Annotated in this window: 17 protein-coding genes; 1 reads left to right on the forward strand and 16 read right to left on the reverse strand. The window is 43.2% G+C overall.

Going from position 1 to position 21,861, the window contains the following annotated elements; all coding sequences use genetic code 11:
* Positions 1–98: 98 nt before the first annotated feature.
* The 7 genes from CXF82_RS21915 to CXF82_RS21945 form a co-directional block, all read right to left on the reverse strand.
* A complete protein-coding gene (locus CXF82_RS21915) occupies positions 99–1,535 on the reverse strand; it encodes a carbon starvation CstA family protein (protein ID WP_101089976.1) in 1,437 nt (478 codons plus the stop codon).
* A 259-nt stretch (positions 1,536–1,794) separates the two neighbouring features.
* The gene (gene btsR / locus CXF82_RS21920; protein WP_101089975.1) at positions 1,795–2,505 is read right to left on the reverse strand and encodes a two-component system response regulator BtsR; all 711 of its coding nucleotides are present in this window, start codon (positions 2,503–2,505) and stop codon (positions 1,795–1,797) included.
* Positions 2,502–4,178 (reverse strand): sensor histidine kinase, encoded by a 1,677-nt coding sequence (locus CXF82_RS21925; protein WP_102044940.1) that lies wholly within the window; start codon positions 4,176–4,178, stop codon positions 2,502–2,504. The genes btsR and CXF82_RS21925 overlap by 4 nt, the downstream gene beginning before the upstream one ends.
* A 319-nt stretch (positions 4,179–4,497) precedes the next feature.
* Complete coding sequence (locus CXF82_RS21930; protein ID WP_101089973.1) at positions 4,498–5,787, reverse strand: NCS2 family permease; 1,290 nt, start codon at positions 5,785–5,787, stop codon at positions 4,498–4,500.
* 509 nt (positions 5,788–6,296) lie between these two features.
* Entirely contained in the window at positions 6,297–7,346 is a 1,050-nt protein-coding gene (locus CXF82_RS21935; RefSeq protein ID WP_102044945.1) for an alcohol dehydrogenase family protein, read from the reverse strand.
* Positions 7,346–7,864, reverse strand: coding sequence for a TetR/AcrR family transcriptional regulator (locus tag CXF82_RS21940; protein ID WP_101089971.1), 519 nt, complete (start codon positions 7,862–7,864; stop codon positions 7,346–7,348). Before CXF82_RS21940 ends, CXF82_RS21935 begins: the two co-directional genes overlap by 1 nt.
* Before the next feature lie 2,095 nt (positions 7,865–9,959).
* A complete protein-coding gene (locus CXF82_RS21945; RefSeq protein WP_101089970.1) occupies positions 9,960–11,498 on the reverse strand; it encodes a M17 family metallopeptidase in 1,539 nt (512 codons plus the stop codon).
* 227 nt (positions 11,499–11,725) lie between these two features.
* On the opposite strand from CXF82_RS21945, the gene CXF82_RS21950 reads away from it, so the two are divergent.
* A complete protein-coding gene (locus CXF82_RS21950) occupies positions 11,726–13,189 on the forward strand; it encodes an aminoacyl-histidine dipeptidase (protein WP_102038817.1) in 1,464 nt (487 codons plus the stop codon).
* Between the two features lie 183 nt (positions 13,190–13,372).
* On the opposite strand, the gene dinB is transcribed toward CXF82_RS21950, so the two are convergent.
* The 9 genes from dinB to nqrE all read right to left on the reverse strand — a co-directional run bounded on the left by dinB (position 13,373) and on the right by nqrE (position 21,859).
* A complete protein-coding gene (gene dinB, locus CXF82_RS21955) occupies positions 13,373–14,449 on the reverse strand; it encodes a DNA polymerase IV (RefSeq protein WP_102038818.1) in 1,077 nt (358 codons plus the stop codon).
* A gap of 174 nt (positions 14,450–14,623) precedes the next feature.
* Positions 14,624–16,624 (reverse strand): methyl-accepting chemotaxis protein, encoded by a 2,001-nt coding sequence (locus CXF82_RS21960; RefSeq protein WP_101089967.1) that lies wholly within the window; start codon positions 16,622–16,624, stop codon positions 14,624–14,626.
* 279 nt (positions 16,625–16,903) lie between these two features.
* Positions 16,904–17,107 (reverse strand): hypothetical protein, encoded by a 204-nt coding sequence (locus CXF82_RS21965; RefSeq protein ID WP_101089966.1) that lies wholly within the window; start codon positions 17,105–17,107, stop codon positions 16,904–16,906.
* 295 nt (positions 17,108–17,402) lie between these two features.
* On the reverse strand, positions 17,403–17,870 hold the full coding sequence (gene bfr, locus CXF82_RS21970) for a bacterioferritin (RefSeq protein ID WP_101089965.1): 468 nt from the start codon (positions 17,868–17,870) through the stop codon (positions 17,403–17,405).
* A gap of 12 nt (positions 17,871–17,882) precedes the next feature.
* Positions 17,883–18,350, reverse strand: coding sequence for a bacterioferritin (gene bfr / locus CXF82_RS21975; protein ID WP_101089964.1), 468 nt, complete (start codon positions 18,348–18,350; stop codon positions 17,883–17,885).
* A gap of 325 nt (positions 18,351–18,675) precedes the next feature.
* Positions 18,676–18,897 carry a (Na+)-NQR maturation NqrM gene (gene nqrM, locus CXF82_RS21980; protein WP_101089963.1) on the reverse strand — a complete coding sequence of 74 codons (222 nt, stop codon included), beginning with the start codon at positions 18,895–18,897 and terminating at the stop codon, positions 18,676–18,678.
* 12 nt (positions 18,898–18,909) lie between these two features.
* Complete coding sequence (locus CXF82_RS21985; RefSeq protein ID WP_101089962.1) at positions 18,910–19,926, reverse strand: FAD:protein FMN transferase; 1,017 nt, start codon at positions 19,924–19,926, stop codon at positions 18,910–18,912.
* A gap of 30 nt (positions 19,927–19,956) precedes the next feature.
* On the reverse strand, positions 19,957–21,204 hold the full coding sequence (nqrF, locus tag CXF82_RS21990) for an NADH:ubiquinone reductase (Na(+)-transporting) subunit F (RefSeq protein ID WP_101089961.1): 1,248 nt from the start codon (positions 21,202–21,204) through the stop codon (positions 19,957–19,959).
* A 46-nt stretch (positions 21,205–21,250) separates the two neighbouring features.
* Entirely contained in the window at positions 21,251–21,859 is a 609-nt protein-coding gene (gene nqrE, locus CXF82_RS21995) for an NADH:ubiquinone reductase (Na(+)-transporting) subunit E (protein ID WP_101089960.1), read from the reverse strand.
* Positions 21,860–21,861: the final 2 nt, after the last annotated feature.

The raw sequence follows: 21,861 nt of genomic DNA on the forward strand, positions 1-21,861 counted from the left end.
CATCTAGAAGATCAGTCAACCGCTCGATAAATCATTAAATAAACGGCATTACAGTCACATGACTGACTTTCTAATGGACTCAGCTAAACGGGTAAATGTTAAGCTTCTTCGATGACTCCTTCATCACCTTTGCCCTTTGTCTTAATCATCACCAATGAGGTAATGACAGCTGTAGAGACAAGTCCCGCGATGGTTGAAATAGTGATAGGCAGCCCTGCACCTAAGGTGTGTGAGCTCAACAGGAAGCTAATCACTACCGTCGTCATGAACATGGCCGGTGCCGTACAGATCCAGTGGAACTTGTTGTGTCGCAGCAAGTATGCAGAGGCAGTCCATAGCATCATGACCGCAGTAGTTTGGTTTGCGACACCGAAGTAACGCCAGATAACACCGAAGTCAACTTGAGTCAGAATTGCACCCATGATGAATAGGGGGACGGCTAGCATTAAACGCTTAGGTAATTCAGTCTGTGGGATCTTGAAAAATTCAGCCAAGATTAAACGAGCCGAACGAAAGGCTGTATCGCCAGAGGTAATTGGCAGAACAATAACGCCCAAGATTGCCATAAAGCCACCCACAGTGCCTAGAAGCCCAGTTGATGCTTCATATACAACGTTTGCTGGGTTACCCGCCATCCCTTCGTTAAGGCCTTCAACACCACCAAAGAAAGAGAGAGCAATAGCACACCAGATAAGCGCAATGACACCCTCACCGATCATAGCGCCGAAGAAAACAAAGCGACCGTTAGTTTCACTTTCTACACAACGAGCCATTAAAGGAGACTGAGTCGCATGGAAGCCAGATACCGCACCACAGGCAATAGTAATAAACAATGCAGGCCACAAAGGCATATCATTGGGATTAAGGTTAGTCAGAAAATCACTGGCTTCGAAGCCAGGTAATAATGTGTATTCACTCGAGACCATGATGGCAATCGTCAGGCCGATTGACATAAAGAGCAGCAGCGCACCGAAGAATGGATAGAGTCTACCGATAATCTTATCGACAGGGACAATCGTAGCGATAAGATAGTAAGCAAAAATAACACCGAGGAAGATTGATACGTCCCAACCGGTAAGCTTTCCTAGTAGTCCAGCAGGCGCTGAAATAAATACCACACCGACAAGCAATAATAAGATGATGGCAAATACGTTCATAAAGTGCTTAGCACCTTTACCTAAATATTTACCCGCCAGGTTTGGTACTGACTGGCCGTTATTGCGAACAGATAACATACCCGAGAAGTAGTCATGAACGGCACCAGCAAAAATACAACCAAAAACAATCCATAACATGGCAGCTGGGCCATAAAGAGCACCGAGAATAGGGCCAAATATCGGTCCCACACCTGCGATATTGAGCAGTTGAATAAGGTAGACCTTACCCTTAGACATTGGCACGAAATCAACACCGTCTGTTTTAGTAAATGCCGGTGTTTGGCGTTGAGCATTGATACCGAAGACCTTCTCTACGAAAGCCCCATAGATAAAATATCCGCCGATAAGTAGGCCGACACACATTAGAAACCACATCATAATTACACTCCCCCATTTTGAATTGCAGTCAGTGTAAAGAGGTTTGTCATTTAGAAAATGGGGAATCAGGTGAGTGGTCAAATGGAGAGGGTTAACGGTTTTATATTGACCCTAAGTGGTTTTGGCTTGTTACAGAACTGACGCTTTTTTTCTGCCTAAATGTTAAACCACCTAAAAGCTGAGCTTAATAAGCGCCAGCTGCGATCGTTGCTTTCGACAAACGTTTCAATCATACGATTCGGCTAAAAAACCCAACAGACTATAGAAAACCGAATATCTGCTTCAGTGGTTTTAAGTAACGCCTTGAAACAGGCACTTTAGCGCCTGAGACTGTCGTAACTTCGGCTCCGGTTTCCTGGATCTCTATTTCAGATATTGCTTCAGGGCTTATCAGGTACTGTCGATGACATTTGATTAATGAGGTTTTTTCTTCCAGTACTTTTAAGGTCAAATGTGTATGTACTTGCTCCTTATCAGTTGCAACATTAACACCACAGAGATCGCTAAATACAAACTCTACCTCTTTAATCGATATCACCTTAAGCTTACAGCCGCTATAGCAAGGCAGATGAGTTAGCTGCTCAGGTGTAAGAATACTGACAGATCTTGGTTTAAGATCTTTTCTGACTCGATTTAATGTCTGTTGAAGCCTTTTTTCATCGATAGGTTTTAACAGATAATCGAAGGCGTGATTATCGAAGGCCTTGATGGCAAATTCATCGTAAGCGGTTACGAAAACAATACGTGGCATGATGTCGGGATCAAGCATGCCAATGAGTTCAATACCGCTGATCCTTGGCATTTGAATGTCCAGAAAAATCAACTGCGGCTTAAGCTTTGTGATCATCTGCAATGCTTCGATAGCATTACTGCATTGGCCGATGATCTCTATATCTGAGTTTTCACTCAGTAGGTCGGCTAACTCTTCTCGAGCATAATGCTCATCATCGATAATAAGTGATGTGATCACGTTTCGGTTTCCGTATATGGTAGCTTAATACTGACTCTGGTGTATTCATCTTTGCGACAATCGACATCTATACCAAATTCAGATCCAAACTGATTTTGAATTCGTTTATGAACCAAATTCATCCCCAGCCCCTCCGAATTGTTATCTAACTTGTATAGCCCTGCATTATCAATTACCTCTAATATTAATAAATCATCGTGGATCTTGCCAGTAACGCTTATAACACCCCGTTCTAGCATATGGCTGGTACCATGCTTAACTGCATTTTCAATGATGGGTTGTAACGTAAATGCGGGAAGGCGAAAAGGGAGTAACAGTTCAGGGATATCTATCTCAACGTTTAGCTTATCGATAAAGCGTGCTTTTTCGATGGTCAGATATGAATCTATATGCTCAAGTTCGTCAGCAAGAGTCACCAGTCCAGTGGTACGTTTGAGGTTAATTCTTAAAAATTGAGATAATTGTTGGATCAACTGCCTTGCCTTTAAGGGATCTCTTTTTGTGATGGCGGCAATGGTATTGAGCGCATTGAAGAGAAAGTGAGGATTAACTTGAGCCTGTAATAACTTCAGCTCTGCTTGAGTGAGCAGATTTTGTTGACGTTCGAAGTGACCAAATAAGATTTGGTTCGACAATAATCGACCAATTCCTTCACCCAGTGTGCGGTTAATGTTAAGAAACAGCTTATTCTTTGGCTCGTAAAGTTTAATGGTTCCAATGACCTCATTTTCATAACGAAGCGGGATCACTAAGCTGGAGCCGAGTCTACATTGTGGCGAGACAGAACAGGAGTAAGCCGTATTGACCCCATCGGCAAACATGACACAATTATTATCAATGGCATCTTGAGTTATTTTCGATGATATCGGAGTACCAGGAATATGATGGTCGGCGCCGGTCCCGACAAAGGCCAACAGGCGCTCTCTATCGGTTATCGCAACCGCTCCTACATGGGTTTCTTCAATGATTATTTGGGCTACCTGAGCACTGCTTTCTTGATTGACCCCCTTCAATAACACCCCGACGCTTCGCTCGGCTATTTTTAAAGCTTGAGTTGAGAATGTAGATGAGAGTTTGTCGAACATGGTTTTTTGATCTCTTACCATACTCATAAATAGGGCTGCACCAATAGAGTTGACTAAGAGCATTGGTAAGGCTATCTGTTTGACCAGTGCCCATGCATCATCAAAAGGTTGAGCGACGAGTAAAATCACTCCCATCTGCAGCATTTCGGCACAAAAAGTAACTAGGCAGACCAACAAAGGGGCGTAAATCAGTTCACTTTTATCTTGCCGACGTAAATAGAGACTAATTATGCCCGCTGAAAACCCTTCTAGAGTCGTAGAAATTGCGCAGGCCACATCGGTAAAACCTCCTAGGCTGTAGCGGTGTAATCCTCCGGTAAGTCCTACTAAAAAGCCTGTCACTGGACCGCCTAAAAGTCCGCCTAAGACGGCTCCCATAGCACGGGTGTTGGCAATAGCATCGTTTGTCTGCTCACCAAAGTAGGTTGCCATGATGCAAAAACCTGAAAAAATCAGGTAGATGAATATTTTGTGAGGCAAGCGGGTTGCAGCTTCTGCAAAAAACTTGAATAAAGGGGTCTTACTGACAAGATAAACCATCACCAGATAAAGGCACATCTGTTGGGTTAAAAGTAAAATCAACGACATGATAAGTATTCCAATGAGTCATTCTTGGCATTCAATAGCAAGATAGGCAGGATCTCAATTCAAATTTTGCTTGAGATCTCTCTGTGAGTGTAAGGTCAAAGTCCAACTTTCAAAAATCATTTATTAACGATATAAATAATTTATGAGACAACCTATACCGAAATCAGTAGATAGCCATTAAGTCATGGCATTAATGTTAACCCTAGGGAAAGCGATTAGCAAAGAGGCGTAAACTTTAAAGCAGGCAAAAAAAAGCCACACAAGGTGGCTTTATCATTTATCGTGTCAAATGGCAGTCACTCTTCAGCTTCCGTGACTCTTAGCCATACATAAACTTAGCCACAAACAGCGCTGCTAGAATAACCACGCCAACACTTAAATCTTTATAGCGGCCGCTCATCAACTTAATCACAGCGTAAGAGATAAAGCCCATGGCGATACCGGTAGCAATTGAAAACGTCAGTGGCATTAAAATACAGACCACGACTACGGGTGCAGCTTCGGTAATATCTTCCCATTCGACATGCACCAGTCCAGACATCATTAAAATGGCCACATAGAATAACGTTCCGGCGGTGGCGTATGCAGGCACCATCCCCGCAAGAGGTGAAATAAACAGTGACCCCAAAAAGAGTAAACCAACCACGACCGCGGTTAGGCCAGTTCTGCCGCCCGCGCTCACACCCGCCGTACTTTCAATATAACTGGTGGTGGTAGAAGTCCCGAGCATCGCCCCCGCAATAGTCGCTGTACTGTCCGCCGTTAGCGCTCTATTTAATCGTGGTAATTTACCTTTGTCATCTAAAAACCCCCCACGCTGCGCGACAGCAATTAACGTGCCTGAAGTATCAAACAGGTCGACAAATAGAAATGCGAATACCACCGACAGCATACTCACTTCGAGCACACTCGAAAGATCCATCTTCATAAAGGTAGGCATTATTGAGGGCGGCATAGCCACCACCCCTTGATACTGCACATCGCCAAATAACAGCCCAAGTCCAGTCACCGCTAAAATGCTAATAATGACCGCAGACTTCATCCCTCTATGCACCATGGCAATGATCAAGAAAAACCCAAGTACTGCCATCACCGCAGGAAATGCAGTCACATCGCCCATGGTCACCAATGTTGCAGGGCTTGCCACCACAATCCCAGCACTTTTCAAACCAATTAGCGCTAAAAACAAGCCGATACCCGCCGCAATCCCTAAGCGCAAAGACATAGGAATACTGTTCACAATCCACTCACGAATACGCACAAGTGACAGGACTAAAAAGCAGACTCCCGAAAGAAACACAGCGCCTAACGCGGTTTCCCACGAATAGCCCATTTCGCCAACAACGGTGTACGTAAAAAAGGCGTTTAAGCCCATTCCTGGCGCGAGTGCGATCGGATAGTTAGCCACTATTCCCATAATCAAGCAGCCAATAGCGGCCGCTAAACAGGTGGCCACAAACACTGCACCATGGTCCATTCCTGCATCGGCTAACATCATCGGGTTAACAAATATAATATAAGCCATGGTTAAAAAAGTGGTTAACCCGGCAATAACCTCTTGTTTTAATGACGTTTCATTTTCTTTCAGTTTGAATAGTTTTTCTAGCATGGAACAAGGTTCCTTGATTTTATGATGTAGGCACTATTGTTATGACTAATGTTAACGCACCGTTAACAAAGCCTATTTTTAGCCGATTATACGGGCAGATAATAATTCAGGCTAGCTATTTACCATACGCTAGAAGAGCCTAATTTTTATGCCCTTTTCGCATAAGTTCCCTCCAGCCTCTCTTAGCTAAAAAGCAAGGTTTCATTAATGAGTCGGTGACAATCACCATATCATCGCTGGCGTTGTATTTAGCGAAGATCCTCTACAAATTCTTACGCTAAATTCACAGTTCCAGATTTACGGATAACCTCTGGTAAAGCATATAACCAGAAGTCACTACTTGGGATTGGGACAGTGATGCTTGATTTCGAGGCAAAGCGAGAACATTTTTTGGTTAGATTGAATACCAGAGTAAAAAACTTGAGCTTAGCTAATAACAGGCCTTGAACTGAAAATTCAATACAAAGCCATTTATGCACTCACTAACTTTTGATAACTTGTTGTTATTGCTATGATACTTTTAGGACAATTTTACCTACGTGTTTCTTTTTCAAGAAAATGTCTTGAACCTTATTTATCTCTTTCAGTGGAAAAGTTTGTGCAATGATTGGGTTAATTTTACGTTGTTCGATATAGCTAACTAAGTTTCGGAATACTTCAGGTTCAAGCACTGTGCAGCCGAAAAAGCTTAGATCTTTTAAATACAGCGTTCTGATATCCAACTCAACCAAGGCACCTCCAATCGCACCAGACACGGCATATCGGCTGCCTGGTCTTAACAATCGTAAAAACTGCGGCCACTGCTTTCCAGCAACGAGATCGATAACGACATCAATACTGTTTTCACCTAGATTCTCGATTAAGTCAGCATCGCGTGATATGACTTGGTCAGCTCCCAGATCCAGCAGTTGTTGGTTTTTGCTTGGGCTGGTAATAGCGATAACATACGCTCCGCGAGCTTTAGCAAGCTGAATGGCTGCTGAGCCAACACCGCCAGAGGCACCAGATATCAACACTGTATCATGTGAGGTGACGTTTGCTCGGGTAAGCATATTCTCTGCTGTTGAATAAGAGCAAGGAAATGAAGCCAATTCGATATCAGTAAGAGCGCTATTCACTGCATAGGCATGCTTGGCTGTGACGACAGTATATTCAGCAAACCCTCCATCACATTCTGAGCCATAGTACCAAGGAGAGTTAAGTGGCTGACCGTGGGCTTCGCTAAGACAAGGTTCGATAAGAACTCGTTCACCTATACGTTCTTTACTGACGTTATCACCTACGGCGACTATAGCACCGCAGACATCTGCACCTTGAATACGAGGAAAAACCATCGCAGTACCAGACCAGCCTACATCAGAGCTACAACCATCCTTATTCGAGTACCAGGCAGTTCTGGTGTTGATGTCGGTATTGTTAACACCAGCAGCAGAGACACGGATCAGTACCTCATTTGAAGTGGGCGTGGGTACAGGAATATCATCACGGTATTCGAGCATTTCTGGGCCACCATGACCAACAAGCTGAATACCCTTCATTATTTTTGGAATAGTAGTCATCATGAATGTTCCTCTAAAAGTTGTAATAGCGCCTTTTGGGCTGATGTTACCGCGTTTCGCCCCAGCACGGGCCATGCGCTTGATACACCTTCATGCAGTAAAAAAAGAGCCGTTGCAAGATCTTCTCTCTGGCTTTGGAGGCCTAAGAACTGGCGAACATCTTCTTTGTGTTCTTTAACGGCTTTGTTAATAATTGGATTGTCGGGAAAGGCCGCAATAGCGCTCATAGACAGACAGCCATGTGGTGAAAATTCTTTCATCCATTGTTCAAGTTTATTAAAAATATGCACAACAGACTCAACACCACAAGCAGGCGACTCGTTAAGCAGAAAAGTGAGGTATCTTTGATGACGATACGTCAGCGCACCGACGATCATCGCTTCTTTGGACGGGTAGTGTTTGTATAGGGTTCGCAAGCTGACATTACACGCAGTCTTTAACTGAGCAACGCTCGGTTCGGCGAAACCATATTGACTGAACGCCTCTTCAAGACTAGCGGCAATTTGTTCTCTAAGCATAATGACCCTATAGGTAGAATGTTCGCTCTACCTATAGGGTAGAGTGTTCACTCTACCCCTGTCAATGCATTGTGTTAGATAATAGGGATGTACTGCTGAATTTGGCTTGCTTTGGGTACTTTCGTTCGTCACGGATAAACTGTCTGACATGAGTTATTATAGTGCAAATAGGCTGACACTATCTGGCTGTGAGTTAAAACCCTAAATGGAAAAGGGCAATACTGAGTTACCTTCAGCTCAAAACGCTCCAATTGCCTACAGTGAGCGCATGTACAAACGCAACTGAATCTCGTTGCAACTCTTTATTATAGGGAGAAAATTCCAAATTCTGTAGGGAATAGAATGGGCCTTGATTTCAACTGTCTTGGACGCATCTACACAGGGTTAGAAAAGCGCAAACCATTGGCATTTGAGCTTCATATAGGAACTTAATGAAATGATATTTCACCCGACTGACAAACTAAACTCATGACTTAAAGATAACAATCTTCCTCGTTGGAAATTTTTGATTTTCAGACAATTTCGTCAGCACGCTGAGGGTTCTACTCTTATGAAATCAAGAGCAGGTACAAGCGCTTTATCCCTTGGCTCAGGTGTGGGCGAACGCCACGACTTTGATTTAGATTTAGACAAAACAGCTGATAGAGCAGTCAAATCGTTTTGGGTCACTTCCAAGTTAGACATAAATTCACAGTAGCCTAAATGAAAACACCAATAATCAAGTGTAGATACGGCCTTGACCGTCCATGACATGGACGTCATGGTCGAGCTTCCAAGGATGGACTTGCAGCGTGTTAAGGCTGTGTCTGCAATATGCCTGCTACTTCTCGTTTAATAAACGAGAAGTAGAAGCAAAGAATTTACCCTTTGCCAAATTGTAGGCAAAAAAAATGCCAGCTCAAAGAGCTGGCAGACATATTCAAGTGTTCCAATCGGAAATCGGTTAGCGCGCTAGCGTTAATCAATGGCGTATCAACAAGGTCAATACACAACTTGCGTCTAAACACACCCAGAAGGTGCTATAAGGTTGATGGATATGGAACTACTTTAAAGGAGGGTTAGCCCTAAAAAGTCATGGCGAATAAACCGCCACGCAAAACATCTGTATTTAACCAAGAGCTTTGCGAATAAATAGTACTACTAGCTGTAAATAACATAATCATTACTCCTAAACAAAGTTGTAAAAAATACTCAAATCAATTTAATTACGGGGTTGAGTCCAATTAAACTGATGAGTCAACTTGTCGCTCGATTCCTTGGAGAATTATCCTTCCTGGATAGACTAACCTTGGTAGGCATTCACCCTAACCAAGAGTTGCTATTATAGGTTTTTGTAATTTAATTACAACTATTAATTGCGAATAATGCCAAAAATAGGCTTTAAAGGTAATTTAACCACACCAATTGTGTGTCTAAGTCACAAAAACAGCTGCTTTTGTAAACCAACGCCTAAATGTTAACAGTTTAGGATCAAAAAAATTACGATTAAACAACGATAATCACTAACGCTCAACCTGATGAATTCCTGTATAGCAAACCAACAGATAAAAAAAAGCCCACTCTATGAGTGGGCAAGACGTATTCAAGTGTTCCTACTGGAAATTGGTTAACGCGCTAGCGGTAATCAATTGCAAATTGATACTCAATTCACAACTTGGTCTATAAGCACCTAAAAGGCGCGATAAAGATGATGAAAACTAAAAGCCTACAAGAAGGATTAGCCCTTGTATGCCATGGTGTATATACCACCACGCAAAGCATCTGTGTTTAACCAAAAGCTCTGCGAATAAATAGTGCTACTCATTGTAAAAGACATAATCAATACTCCTAACTAAGTTGAATTCCAAATACTATGCTTGTTGTTACAACCCATCTTGGGTTAAGCAAAGTCAACTTGTCGCTCGATTCCTTGGAGAATTATCCATCCTGGATAGACTAGCTCGATTAGGCACCTGCCTAACCAACGAGAATCATTATAACGAAATGTAACTTTATTACAAGTATTTCCATCAAAAAAGCCAATAAAGCACTTTTTACGTAATTTAATTACACTAATGTCCAGTAAAAAGCCGACATTTTAGTCGGCTTCTGAAAATTACTGACTATCGACCATATAGTTAAATAGCCCGACCAAAGGCGTTGCCGTTGGGCTGCCGTATTGTGGGTGCCCTTCTGTGGCACTGCCTGCAATGTCTAAATGTGTATAAGCGATAGGCTTGTCACTATTCAAGCCATGACGGCTTAAACCCGATGCTTGGATTAAAAATGCAGCAGGATATTGATGCCCTCGCGCAGTAACCGAAGAGGGAGCATTATTTGACGAAAGCATATCTGCAGCGCCAGATGGGTCCACTATTTTGCTAAAGTCATCTCGACGCAATTGTGACACTTCTATAGGTTCGCCCCAAACAGCCGCTTTTTGCTGCATACGTTCAGCCACATTTGCTTGCTTAGCCACACTATTTTCTACCGCCGCGGTATAACCACCAAAACAACGAACGACATGTCCGGTTAACGTCGCCACTGAGAACATTTCAGGACTCACCGCAGACTCCGCTTTAATACGCAGATGAGACAACAAGTCGGCTAAAACAAGTCGCCCTTCGGCATCGGTATTACCAATTCGAACCCGTTTACCTGCATGACTGGCGATAATTTCATCGGTGACAAACGCTTCGCTACCAATACTATTTCGCACTAATCCTAACTCAGCAACAATGCGTATGCCTTTAGGTTTAAGCATACTCACGGTTTTCATTAAGCCCGCAACGGCAGCAGCGCCACCTTTATCTCGACTCATGCCAGCCATTCCACCAGCAATCTTTATATCAGCACCGCCAGTGTCGTAAATAACCCCTTTACCTGCAAATAGGAAGGTACGCTGAATATCGCCTTCACCGACATATTCAAGCTTTAGCACCCGGGGTTGATGTCTTAGCACCGCAAAAGATGAACGGCCAACTGCACATAACAGCGGGTAATCACGCTCTAGAATATCTCTGTCTTCTACAACAGATATTGTTAAGCCACTATCAGTAAACGCTGCCAAACAATAATCAGCAAAAGCGGGTGCTGACATACGCTCGGGTTCGGTACCACATAGATCTCTCGCAAGAGTACGACCCTCTTCAATCGCGGTTAACGTCGCAGCATTATGCGTATCACTCAATAAACCAATGCACTCTAACTCCTCATCCGCCCCACCCGCTTCTCGCAGCTCTAACGCTTGCCATAGTTCTTGACCACATGCTAACGCAGCAACTTCGCCCGATTTTTGATAGCGTGCATCAGCGATACCATTAACCAGCAATAACGGCCGTTTTGCCCCCGCCTCTTTGGCGACTCTAATACCACTGCGTGCGGCATCGGCAAAGACGCGGACATCTTCATATTCATCAGCAGCTTTTTTCACTGGCGCAATCACTAAGCGTCCACCCGCCATACCTGGCGCAAACAACAATGTCACTGACTTGCCGACACGTTGATCGACTTTTTGGCCATGATCAGCCAGCATTGCTACTTCATCTACTTTTATCGATTTAAGATCCGCGGAAACCACCACCAGCGCATCCCAACCGTTACCTTCAAAAATTGCCTCTTTATCGACAACATCAACAAATTTTACAGCAGTCATAACCCTTCCTTTTTATTTTTAATTGTTGGCATTATTGTCCTATTGAGCGCAGATTACCAACGACTTAATAGTGCTTAAAAACTGATCTGGCAACTTCTGCTGACAGTCATCTGGTAAAGCGGAGTAAACCCCTCTTGCGCAAACAAAGACTATGGTAGAATATTGCCATTTTCAGCCTCCAGCGCACCAGCGCTCTAGTGATAATCTTAGATATAGAGGAATTTTCTGTGACCGCACTAAACCAGCTACAACCACAAGCACTATGGCAATGGTTCGAACAAATCTGTGCCATTCCACACCCTTCAAAGCATGAACAAGCGTTGAGTGAGCACATTCAAGCATGGGCAAAAGACAAGCAGCTTTCCGTTATTGAAGATAAAGTCGGTAACTTGATCATCAAAAAACCTGCAACTGCGGGCATGGAAGATCGTAAAATAGTGGTACTGCAAGCCCATATAGATATGGTTCCACAAAAGAATGCCGACAAAGTGCATGATTTTGAAAAAGATCCTATCGATGCTTACGTTGATGGTGACTGGGTTAAAGCGAGAGGCACTACGTTAGGTGCTGATAATGGCATCGGTATGGCTTCAGCATTAGCGATTCTCGGCGCTAATGATATTGCCCATGGTCCACTTGAAGTCTTATTGACTATCGATGAAGAAGCTGGAATGACAGGCGCATTTGGTTTAGAAGCTGGCACACTTGAAGCTGAAATTCTTATCAACACAGACTCTGAGCAAGAGGGTGAGATCTACATGGGTTGCGCCGGCGGCGTTGACGGTCAAATCAGTGTTCCTATGGTGTGGCAATCTCCAGAGCCGACTAACTCGAGCTTCACGTTATCGTTAGCAGGTCTTAAAGGCGGTCACTCGGGGGTTAACATTCATTTGGGTCGCGGTAATGCGAATAAATTACTCGCTAGATTCCTATTCGATCATAGCGATGAGCTTGCACTTGAGCTAACTAACTTCACTGGTGGTTCACTACGTAACGCTATTCCGCGTGAAGCACAGTTTAGCTTTATGATCCCAGCTGAAAACGTGACAGTGCTGCAGCAACGTATAGCTGAGTTCCAAGCCTTAGTTCGCCAAGAGCTAGCGATTGCAGATCCTGACACTACCTTGACATTGACTGAGATCCCAGCCGAAACAAAGGTGATGAGTGAAGACTCACAACAGATCTTAATTGATATCCTCAATGCCTGCCCTAACGGCGTAGTGCGTATGAGTGACGAAGTTGCAGGCGTAACAGAAACCTCGCTTAATGTCGGTGTCATCAGTACTGAAACAGATTCTGTTCAAATACTTTGTCTTATCCGTTCATTAATCGACTCTGGCCGCGAAGAGATAGAAGGCGTATTAACCTCTTTGAGTAATCTTGCGGGTACCAACGTTGAATTTAGCGGTGCTTATCCTGGTTGGAAACCTGACAACAGCTCACCAGTAATGGAAAGTGTCCGGGCAACGTATGCCGACATCTATAAAAAAGAGCCAACGATTATGGTGATCCATGCAGGTCTTGAGTGTGGTTTATTTAAAAAGCCTTACCCTGAGATGGACATGGTTTCTATTGGTCCGACCATTCGCTACCCACACAGCCCTGACGAAAAGGTTAACATCACCACCGTTGGCCAATATTGGAAACTATTGTTAGCGGTACTTGAACGCACACCCGTTAAAGGCAGCTAAATTAGCCTGTAACCTGTGCGGTGAGTCAAACGCACAAGCTAAAAAGCCGCTAACTGTTTAGCGGCTTTTTTCGATGAGTACTTTGCAGTATTCTAACATTGACCAACAAAGGCATTAAAATAAGGCGACTAACATACTCGTTCTACAGCCCTTGTTTAAAAGTCCTTGGTTTAAACCATTTGATTAAAACCCTAAGTCCATCTGTGGAGCAACCGTTTGCACCTCATCGTCAGTCGATGCGCTAGACGCCAACCCAACGGCAACGCCTAACAAACGAATACCTCTACCTTGCTGCCTTTCCAAGGCTTGCCCTAATAACTGATAAAACAAATTAACCGAGACCTCATCACTACGGTGCTCTATGGTAGTTTGTTTAAAATCATCAAACTTAAGCTTTACCACTTGTTTATGAATGGTACGCTTTTTGGCACTGCGACCCACTCTGGCCCCTAACTCTTGAATCAGTTGCGGCATAACGGCTTTACACTGCTCTAATGTATGTATGTCTTTGGCTAATGTTGTTTCTACCCCAACTGACTTACGTTCTCTGTTGGACGAAATACCACGGGTATCTATGCCTTTTGCCCTTTCTATCAACACAGAACCAAACTTTCCAAATCGCTCTACTAGCTTATTATCCGGATAGGCTTGCACATCACTACAGGTATGTAGGCCGATATCAGCTAACTTTTTAGCGGTGACTTTACCTACCCCTGGAATTTTAATCAGTGGCAGTGTTTTAACGAACTCTTCAATCATTTCAGGACGGATAACATATTGGCCATTAGGTTTATTAAGATCGGATGCTATTTTTGCTAAAAATTTAACTGACGCTATTCCTGCGGAGGCTGTAAGCCCCGTTTCCTGAAAAATATCTTGCCTGATGGCTTCTGCAATACGCGTGGCAGAGCCTTGGCAATGAGGGCTGTCAGTCACATCGAGATAGGCTTCATCTAAAGACAGTGGTTCAATAAGACTGGTATATTTAGCAAACACCGCGCGAATTTGACTGGAAACGTCTTTATATACCTGCATCCTGCCAGGCACTAAAATGAGATCAGGGCAAAGCTTGAGTGCATAACCTGATGCCATTGCTGAGCGCACACCAAATTTTCTGGCCTCATAGCTACAAGTACTGATAACACCACGGCGATCACTCCTTCCCCCCACTGCAATGGGCTTGCCTCTCAGCTCTGGAAAATCACGCATCTCTACTGCAGCGTAAAAGCAGTCCATATCGACATGAATTATTTTTTGCAATCTTAAGCCCTCTACAGAAGATATTACTGTATATAAAAACAGTACTCAAGCAAAGTTAACTAAATAGTGCTTTCAGCGGCAGTGGATACGTATTAATGGCTTATGATTGGATCAAAAAAAGGAGCCAATCGGCTCCGTTTTTTCGTTAAAGCTTATGACCCATACTATAGAGGGCTAGATTTTGAACTGCTTAATATTACTCGACAATGACTCTGTTACCCGAGCAAAACTGTCAAAGTTACGTGATAGCTCTTCGCTTGCCGCCAAAGAATCATCTGATAAAGCACGAACATTTTCAACATTGCATGCCACCTCTTCAGCAACCACCGCTTGTTGGCCAACAGCCGCCGATATCTCGATGGTTTGCTGCTGAATAGCGCCAATAGCACCGGTAATGCTATCGAGCGCCAGCTCAACTTTAGCGGTGAGATCCTGACCAATATTAGCCTGCTCGACTCCCGCTTCCATCACTTGCTCAGCTTCATTAGCATTTTGCTGTAGCGTCTGAATAATCTCTTGGATGTTCGCGGTTGAATCTTGAGTGCGCGAGGCTAATGTGCGCACCTCATCAGCTACAACCGCAAAACCACGCCCTTGCTCACCAGCTCTTGCAGCTTCAATAGCAGCGTTAAGTGCTAACAAGTTGGTTTGTTCTGCAATGCCTCTGATGACATTGAGGACTTCACCTATTTGCTCAGAGCGGGTGCGTAATTGCTTAACCACTTTAGCGGCTTCAATCACCTGCACCGATAAAGACTGCATACCTTGAGTCGCTTGCGCAACGATGGCTCCACCCTCTATCGATTCAGCTTGTGCCTTATCGGCAAAGTCGCTAGCACGTTGTGCACTTGCTGCCATCTCTTGGCTAGTATGCGCCATCTCGGTGGCAGCAGTTGCAACAGAGGCTATCTCCGCTTTCTGCTGCGCGACGGAGTTAAGCGCTCGTTCGCTGACTTCAGACGCAGCTGAAACGCCGTGTTCAACTTCTAAAGTTAAGTCTCGAGTATCTTGTAGCATTCCCTGAACTTTTGCGGCGAATCGATTGAATGCATCACCCAGTTGTCCAAGTTCATCCTCTCTGTCCATTTGGATACGCTTAGCTAAATCATTATCGCCTTCAGCAATATCTTCCATCGCTCGCAGTAAGTTATTGATCTGTTTTCTAAACGGAAGCAACATTCCCCACACCGTTACACCGACAAAAAGCATGATCAAACAAGAGAGTAAAATTGAGTTGATAATAGCATCGGTCACTGGAGCCTCAATGACCGCCGTTGGCAACATGAACGCCAAATGCCATTTCTGTTCGGGGAAATCCCCCCCCACTTCCACAAAACTCACTCTTTGCTGCTCACCTTTAAAAGTGACTTCGGCAAAACCAGAGGTTTGTGATTGCATTTGTTGGCTTAAGGTACTAAAGCCTTTGGTGTCTCTAAATTGGCTATCCACTTTTTCAACATCAGAGCCAGGTGGGAATTGTTCAGTAAAACCAGGAAAGTAGACCAATTTACCCGCATCGGTAATTAAGAAGGCTTGGCCTGATCCTTGGTATTTAATCGGCGCTAGTAGTTCACTACCTATGGTGTCGATTAATATGTCCATCCCCCCAATGCCGATAAACCGACCGGACTGATCTTTTACAACTGTTTTCACTGTTGCCGAGATTGATCCGTCGTTAGCATCTACGGCTGGATCACCGACAAACATGCCGTTTTGATCAATCGCTTCTTGCCACCATGGGCGTTTGTTAGTGTAGTACTCACTATCGTTGTAGCGACCATTAAGGTCAAAGTACTCAAAGGTATTAGCGGAGCCGAAAAACACCGACTTAATGTCGCTGTCTTTATCGGAGAAAAATTTAAAGTAGTCAACAATAGCTTGGTATTGTTTATCTGAAGAGAGGTCTCTTGAACGACTATCATATTTACCGAACCATTCTAACACCATAGGATCAGCAAAGACGGCGTGGATCAATTGACCTTTAGCGACAAAATAGCTGCGAACTTCGTTAGATTTAAGTTGTACTAGACCGCTTAGGTCGTTGTCGATTTGCTGACGGGTACTGGCACTTTCATTCTTAACTAAGAACAATGCAACGAGGGTAAAAAGTACCGCCAAAGCCCCAACAATTGCCACAACTAGCTGCATACTTAGCGAGCGTTTAAACCAATGCATCCTATATCCCTTTATAATTATATTTTTTTAGGAATAATGAATTTAACAGAAATTTGACAAGATTAAAGCACAAAGTACAACATTAATTACTAGCAGCTTAATTAGGGGCTAACTGAGAACGAAGAGGATTAATCGCGGTAGCCAATAACATTAGCTAATGATATGCAAGTGAAAAACTATAATATTGTTTGTTACTGTGTAATAGCAGAACAAGATGTTTTAACAAAAAATTTGGACAGTTCTAGCACTAAACAGAGCACAATTGAAGAGACCTAAAGATTAAAATAGAGTTGTCAGCATTGACAGCTCATCTGCAGAAAGAGCAGATTTAGTCGTGTTAGCTTTGTGCATTGCCTGTGAACGACGATTTCCAGACTGAGCCAACTCAAGTTGTTGCTCTAGTCGTTCAATCTTACCAAGAAGACGTTCGATTGTTAGCTGATTTTCACTTTCGTATGTGTTGCTATTGCCTGTAATCATCATAATCTCTCCTTTCTTCTCAAGTTGTGTTCACGTTATCTATTAAAATAACTATCGAATTAATCACACTACTGGACTTTAATATTAGTCTAAAAAACCAACAGTGCCACTAATTATGGTATTAAATTTGAGAATAATAGTAACTTAGAGAAGCTGAATATTCACTGTACAGCAGTGGATAAACCACAAAGATGGGCAATATAAAAGTCTAGGCAATAACGATAGAGAGCATTAGGCACCATCACTAGTCGAAGCTCAGGTGCCTACTAAGTCATCTATCTATTGTAAAAATAGCAGGCTACATTTTACTTTGTAGATAATTAGGTAAACCGACTTTATCAATCAGGCCTAACTGTTTCTCTAACCAGTACATATGGTCTGATTCGGTCTCTTCGAGCAAAACCTCTAAAATCTCACGACTCTGGTAATCTTTTTTCTGTTCGCATAATGCAATTGCCACACGCAAGTTATCAGCGACTTGATACTCGTATGCTAAGTCATTCTTGAGCATCTGTTCGGTATCTTTTCCGATATTGAGCGGCTCGCGACTGGCAACATCAGGAGTGCCTTCTAAAAACAAGATACGTTGCACTAGCTTCTTAGCATGTTCACGCTCATCATCAGATTCATGAGAGATCCGTTCATGCAGTTCATTCAGGCCCCAATCTTCATACATCAGTCCATGTACGAAATATTGATCCATTGCTGACAACTCACCGGTGAGCAGTTTGTTTAATGTGTCGATAACCTCTTTATTGCCTTTCATAAAAGTCTCCGGTTAGTCCATTTTCGATTGTAAGTAGTTTTGAATGCCTGTCAGTGAAATAAGCTCTAATTGGGCTTCAAGCCAATCCAAATGCTCCTCTTCATCTTCTAACAGATCTTCTAACATGTCGCGGCTGACATAGTCTGCTGACAGTTCGCATAGAGCAATTGCTTCTCGCAATGAAACAAGTTGCTCTTCTAGCATCACTTTGTCGCATTCCAACATCTCTTGGCTATGCTCACCAATACGGATTTTGTCTAATTGCTGTAGGTTTGGCAGCCCTTCAAGGAACAAAATACGTTCAATAACCTTGTCGGCATGCTTCATGTCTTGGATTGATTTTTTGTAAGCTTTTTCATTTAGCTCACCCAATCCCCAGTTTTTAAACATTCGGGCATGGAGGAAGTATTGGTTGATTGCGGTCAGTTCACTGGTCAGCACTTTATTTAACTGGCTAATGACCTTGGGTTGTCCTTTCATCTGCTCATCCTTAGTAAAATTGATCTATATCAATAACCACAGCCTAGAGCAAAAAACATACAAAAACAAATTAACCTTATATTTCAATTCTTTATGAAAGGTAACCATTATCATTAGCACTACAATTCCTAATTGGCGCGCACGTCGTTAATTCTCGATTTAATCGAACAAAACTAGTGTATTGAATCGGGAGAGCTGTGAGTTTACCGATCTTTAAAGTGGATGTTCAGCTGTTAGATAGCAGATAAAAGTGTCTAGCGCTAACAATAAAAGATATAAAAAAGGCCCCTCAAGAGGAGCCTTAATAACCATCGCCAACACGAACTTAGATAATTCTGTTCTGTTCTAGTTTTTCGCGACGTTCTTGTTCAGCCATTTTGGCCTTACGTTTATCACATGGATCATCACAATCACATGCTTTCTCAATTCCTAGCGCGCCTAGACCACCGCAGCTTCCTGCCACCACCTGTCTCTTAACAAGATAGCCTATCGACATTAAGAAAAAAAATGCGAGTAACGCGACAAATGCCGCTATAAATGTGCTCATATTCGACTCCAACTACTGAGTGACGAAAGGTTTAAAAGCCTCACTATAAAAAACTTTAAAGCCATCTTCCTGCTTTTCTATTAGCATTATCGCAAGATGCTCGCGATTAGCAAGTTCTAGTGACGCCTGAGTCCCTAAAACCATCATCGCAGTAGCGTAACCATCAGCAACCATAGACTCGGCATGCAGCACAGTAACAGATGCTAATTTGTGGTCAATTGGGTAGCCACTTCGTGGATCAATTAAATGAGAGAAGCGTTTGCCCTCCTCTTCATAATAGTTACGATAATCTCCAGAAGTTGCCATTGCCATATTTTCAAGTGAAATAACTTGCTGAATACCACTGCTGGTATCACCTGGTTGCTCTATTGCAATACGCCACAAAGAACCATCAGCTTTTGTTCCACGCAGGCTAATCTCACCACCAATCTCAACCAAATAACCCATGGGTTGATACTTGTCTAATAGTGCAGCTATTTTATCAACACCAAAGCCTTTTGCAATCGAAGACAGATCGACATATAGATCAGGATTTTGCTTACTCATCTTATTGCCGTTTAACGATAGATACTCTATGCCTGTACGGCTTTTTGCATCGTTTATCATCTCTGCAGACGGAATAGTCGTTGGCCGTTTATCGGGTCCAAAGCCCCACAAGTTAACAAGCGGGCCTAAAGTAATATCAAGCGCGCCATCGGTAATCTTGTAGAGCCTAAGTCCTTCTGCCACCACTTTAGCGGTATCAGCAGAGACTTCCATCTGTACATTACGTGTCAGTTGATTAAATTGAGACAACTCAGAACTTGGTCGGTAGGTTGACATTTGGTCGTTCACTTTTTCAAGTGCCATATCAATTTCAGCCTGCAAGAGTTGAACATCTGGTAGCAACTCGCTGCGCACAACTTTAATATGATAAGTTGTGCCCATTGTGTTACCAGACAGTGAAATTACTTCAGTAGGTTTACTACATCCTGAAATAAAAAAGGCTAACCCAATAAGGGCCAGCCAGTTTACTAAGGTCTTAAACATTATGACCTAGATCTCCAATTAGAGAGGGGGTTAGCCACCGAAGTCATCGAGTAGGATGTTTTCATCTTCGACACCAAGATCTTTAAGCATGCTAATAACAGCAGCGTTCATCATTGGTGGGCCACACATATAGAATTCACAATCTTCTGGTGCATCATGATCACGTAGGTAGTTTTCAAACAACACGTTATGAATGAAGCCTGTGTAACCATCCCAGTTATCTTCAGGTTGTGGATCCGACAGTGCGACATGCCACTTGAAGTTATCATTGTCAGCCGCTAGGCCATCAAAATCTTCAACATAGAACATTTCACGACTAGAACGGGCACCATACCAAAAGCTAATCTTACGCTTAGAGTTAAGACGCTTAAGCTGATCGAAGATATGTGAACGCATTGGCGCCATACCCGCACCACCACCGATAAAGACCATTTCAGCATCAGTTTGTTTCGCAAAAAACTCACCGAATGGACCCGAAATAGTGACCTTATCGCCCGCTTTTAGGCTAAAGATGTACGATGACATCTTACCGCAAGGCAGCGTAAGGTTACGCGGTGGAGGAGACGCAATACGTACGTTCAACATGATGATACCTTCCTCTTCAGGATAGTTCGCCATTGAGTATGCACGGATTGTTTCATCTTCAACTTGAGACTCAAGGTTAAAGAAACCAAAGTGTTCCCAGTCACCACGGTATTCTGCAGGAATATCGTAATCTGCATATTTAACGTGGTGCGCTGGTGCTTCAATCTGGATGTAACCACCAGCACGGAAAGGTACTGAATCGCCACCAGGAATTTGCAGCTTAAGTTCTTTAATGAAAGTGGCTTTGCTATCGTTTGAGATAACTTCACACTCCCACTTCTTAACACCGAAAATCTCTTCTTCTAATTCGATTTCCATATCAGCTTTAACGTTTACCTGACAAGATAAACGGCAGCCCTCACGAGCCTCACCTTTGCTAATATGATCCATCTCAGTCGGCAGAATATCACCACCACCTGATTTAACGTGTACTTTACACTGACCACAAGTACCACCACCACCACAAGCAGACGAGACGAAAATACCGCTCTCTGCTAATACACCTAGTAGCTTGCCACCTGCAGCAGTTGTAATTGCTTTTCCTGCATCATCGTTGATGCCGATGATGACATCTCCGCTTGGTACTAGCTTTGATTTGGCAAATAAAATAACCAAAACTAAAACCAATACAATTGCGGTAAACATACTCACACCGAGATATACATCGATTGGAGTAGATTCAAGAATACCCATTAACTTATCCTTAAAGGTTCAAATTAAGACGTCGTTAGGTGCCTCTTTACAGAGACACACCAGAGAACGACATGAAACCTAGAGCCATTAAACCTGCGGTAACAAAGGTAATACCTAGTCCGCGAAGCCCATTAGGAACATCAGCATATTTTAACTTCTCACGGATACCAGCAAGCAAGACAAGTGCTAATGCCCAACCGATACCAGAACCAATACCAAACACTAAACTTTCAGTCAGGTTGTAGTCACGCTCAACCATGAAAGAGACTGCACCGAAAATTGCACAGTTAACAGTGATTAGCGGTAGGAAGATCCCCAACGCGTTATATAACGGTGGAAAATACTTATCCAATGCCATCTCAAGGATTTGCACCAAAGCTGCGATAACACCGATAAAGGTGATGAACTTCAAGAAGCTCAAATCCGCATCTGGAACACCCGCCCAAGCTAAAGCACCTGGAGCAAGAATACCTTGATAGATAATTTGGTTAACGGGAACTGAAATTGCCAGTACCACGATAACGGCAACACCGAGTCCCATAGCAGTTTTAACTTTCTTTGATACTGCTAAGAAAGTACACATACCGAGGAAAAAGGATAACGCCATGTTTTCAATGAAAACAGAACGAATTAGTAGACTAATATAATGTTCCATTA

Source organism: Shewanella sp. GutDb-MelDb, from assembly GCF_002836075.1.
Classification (GTDB): Bacteria; Pseudomonadota; Gammaproteobacteria; order Enterobacterales; family Shewanellaceae; genus Shewanella.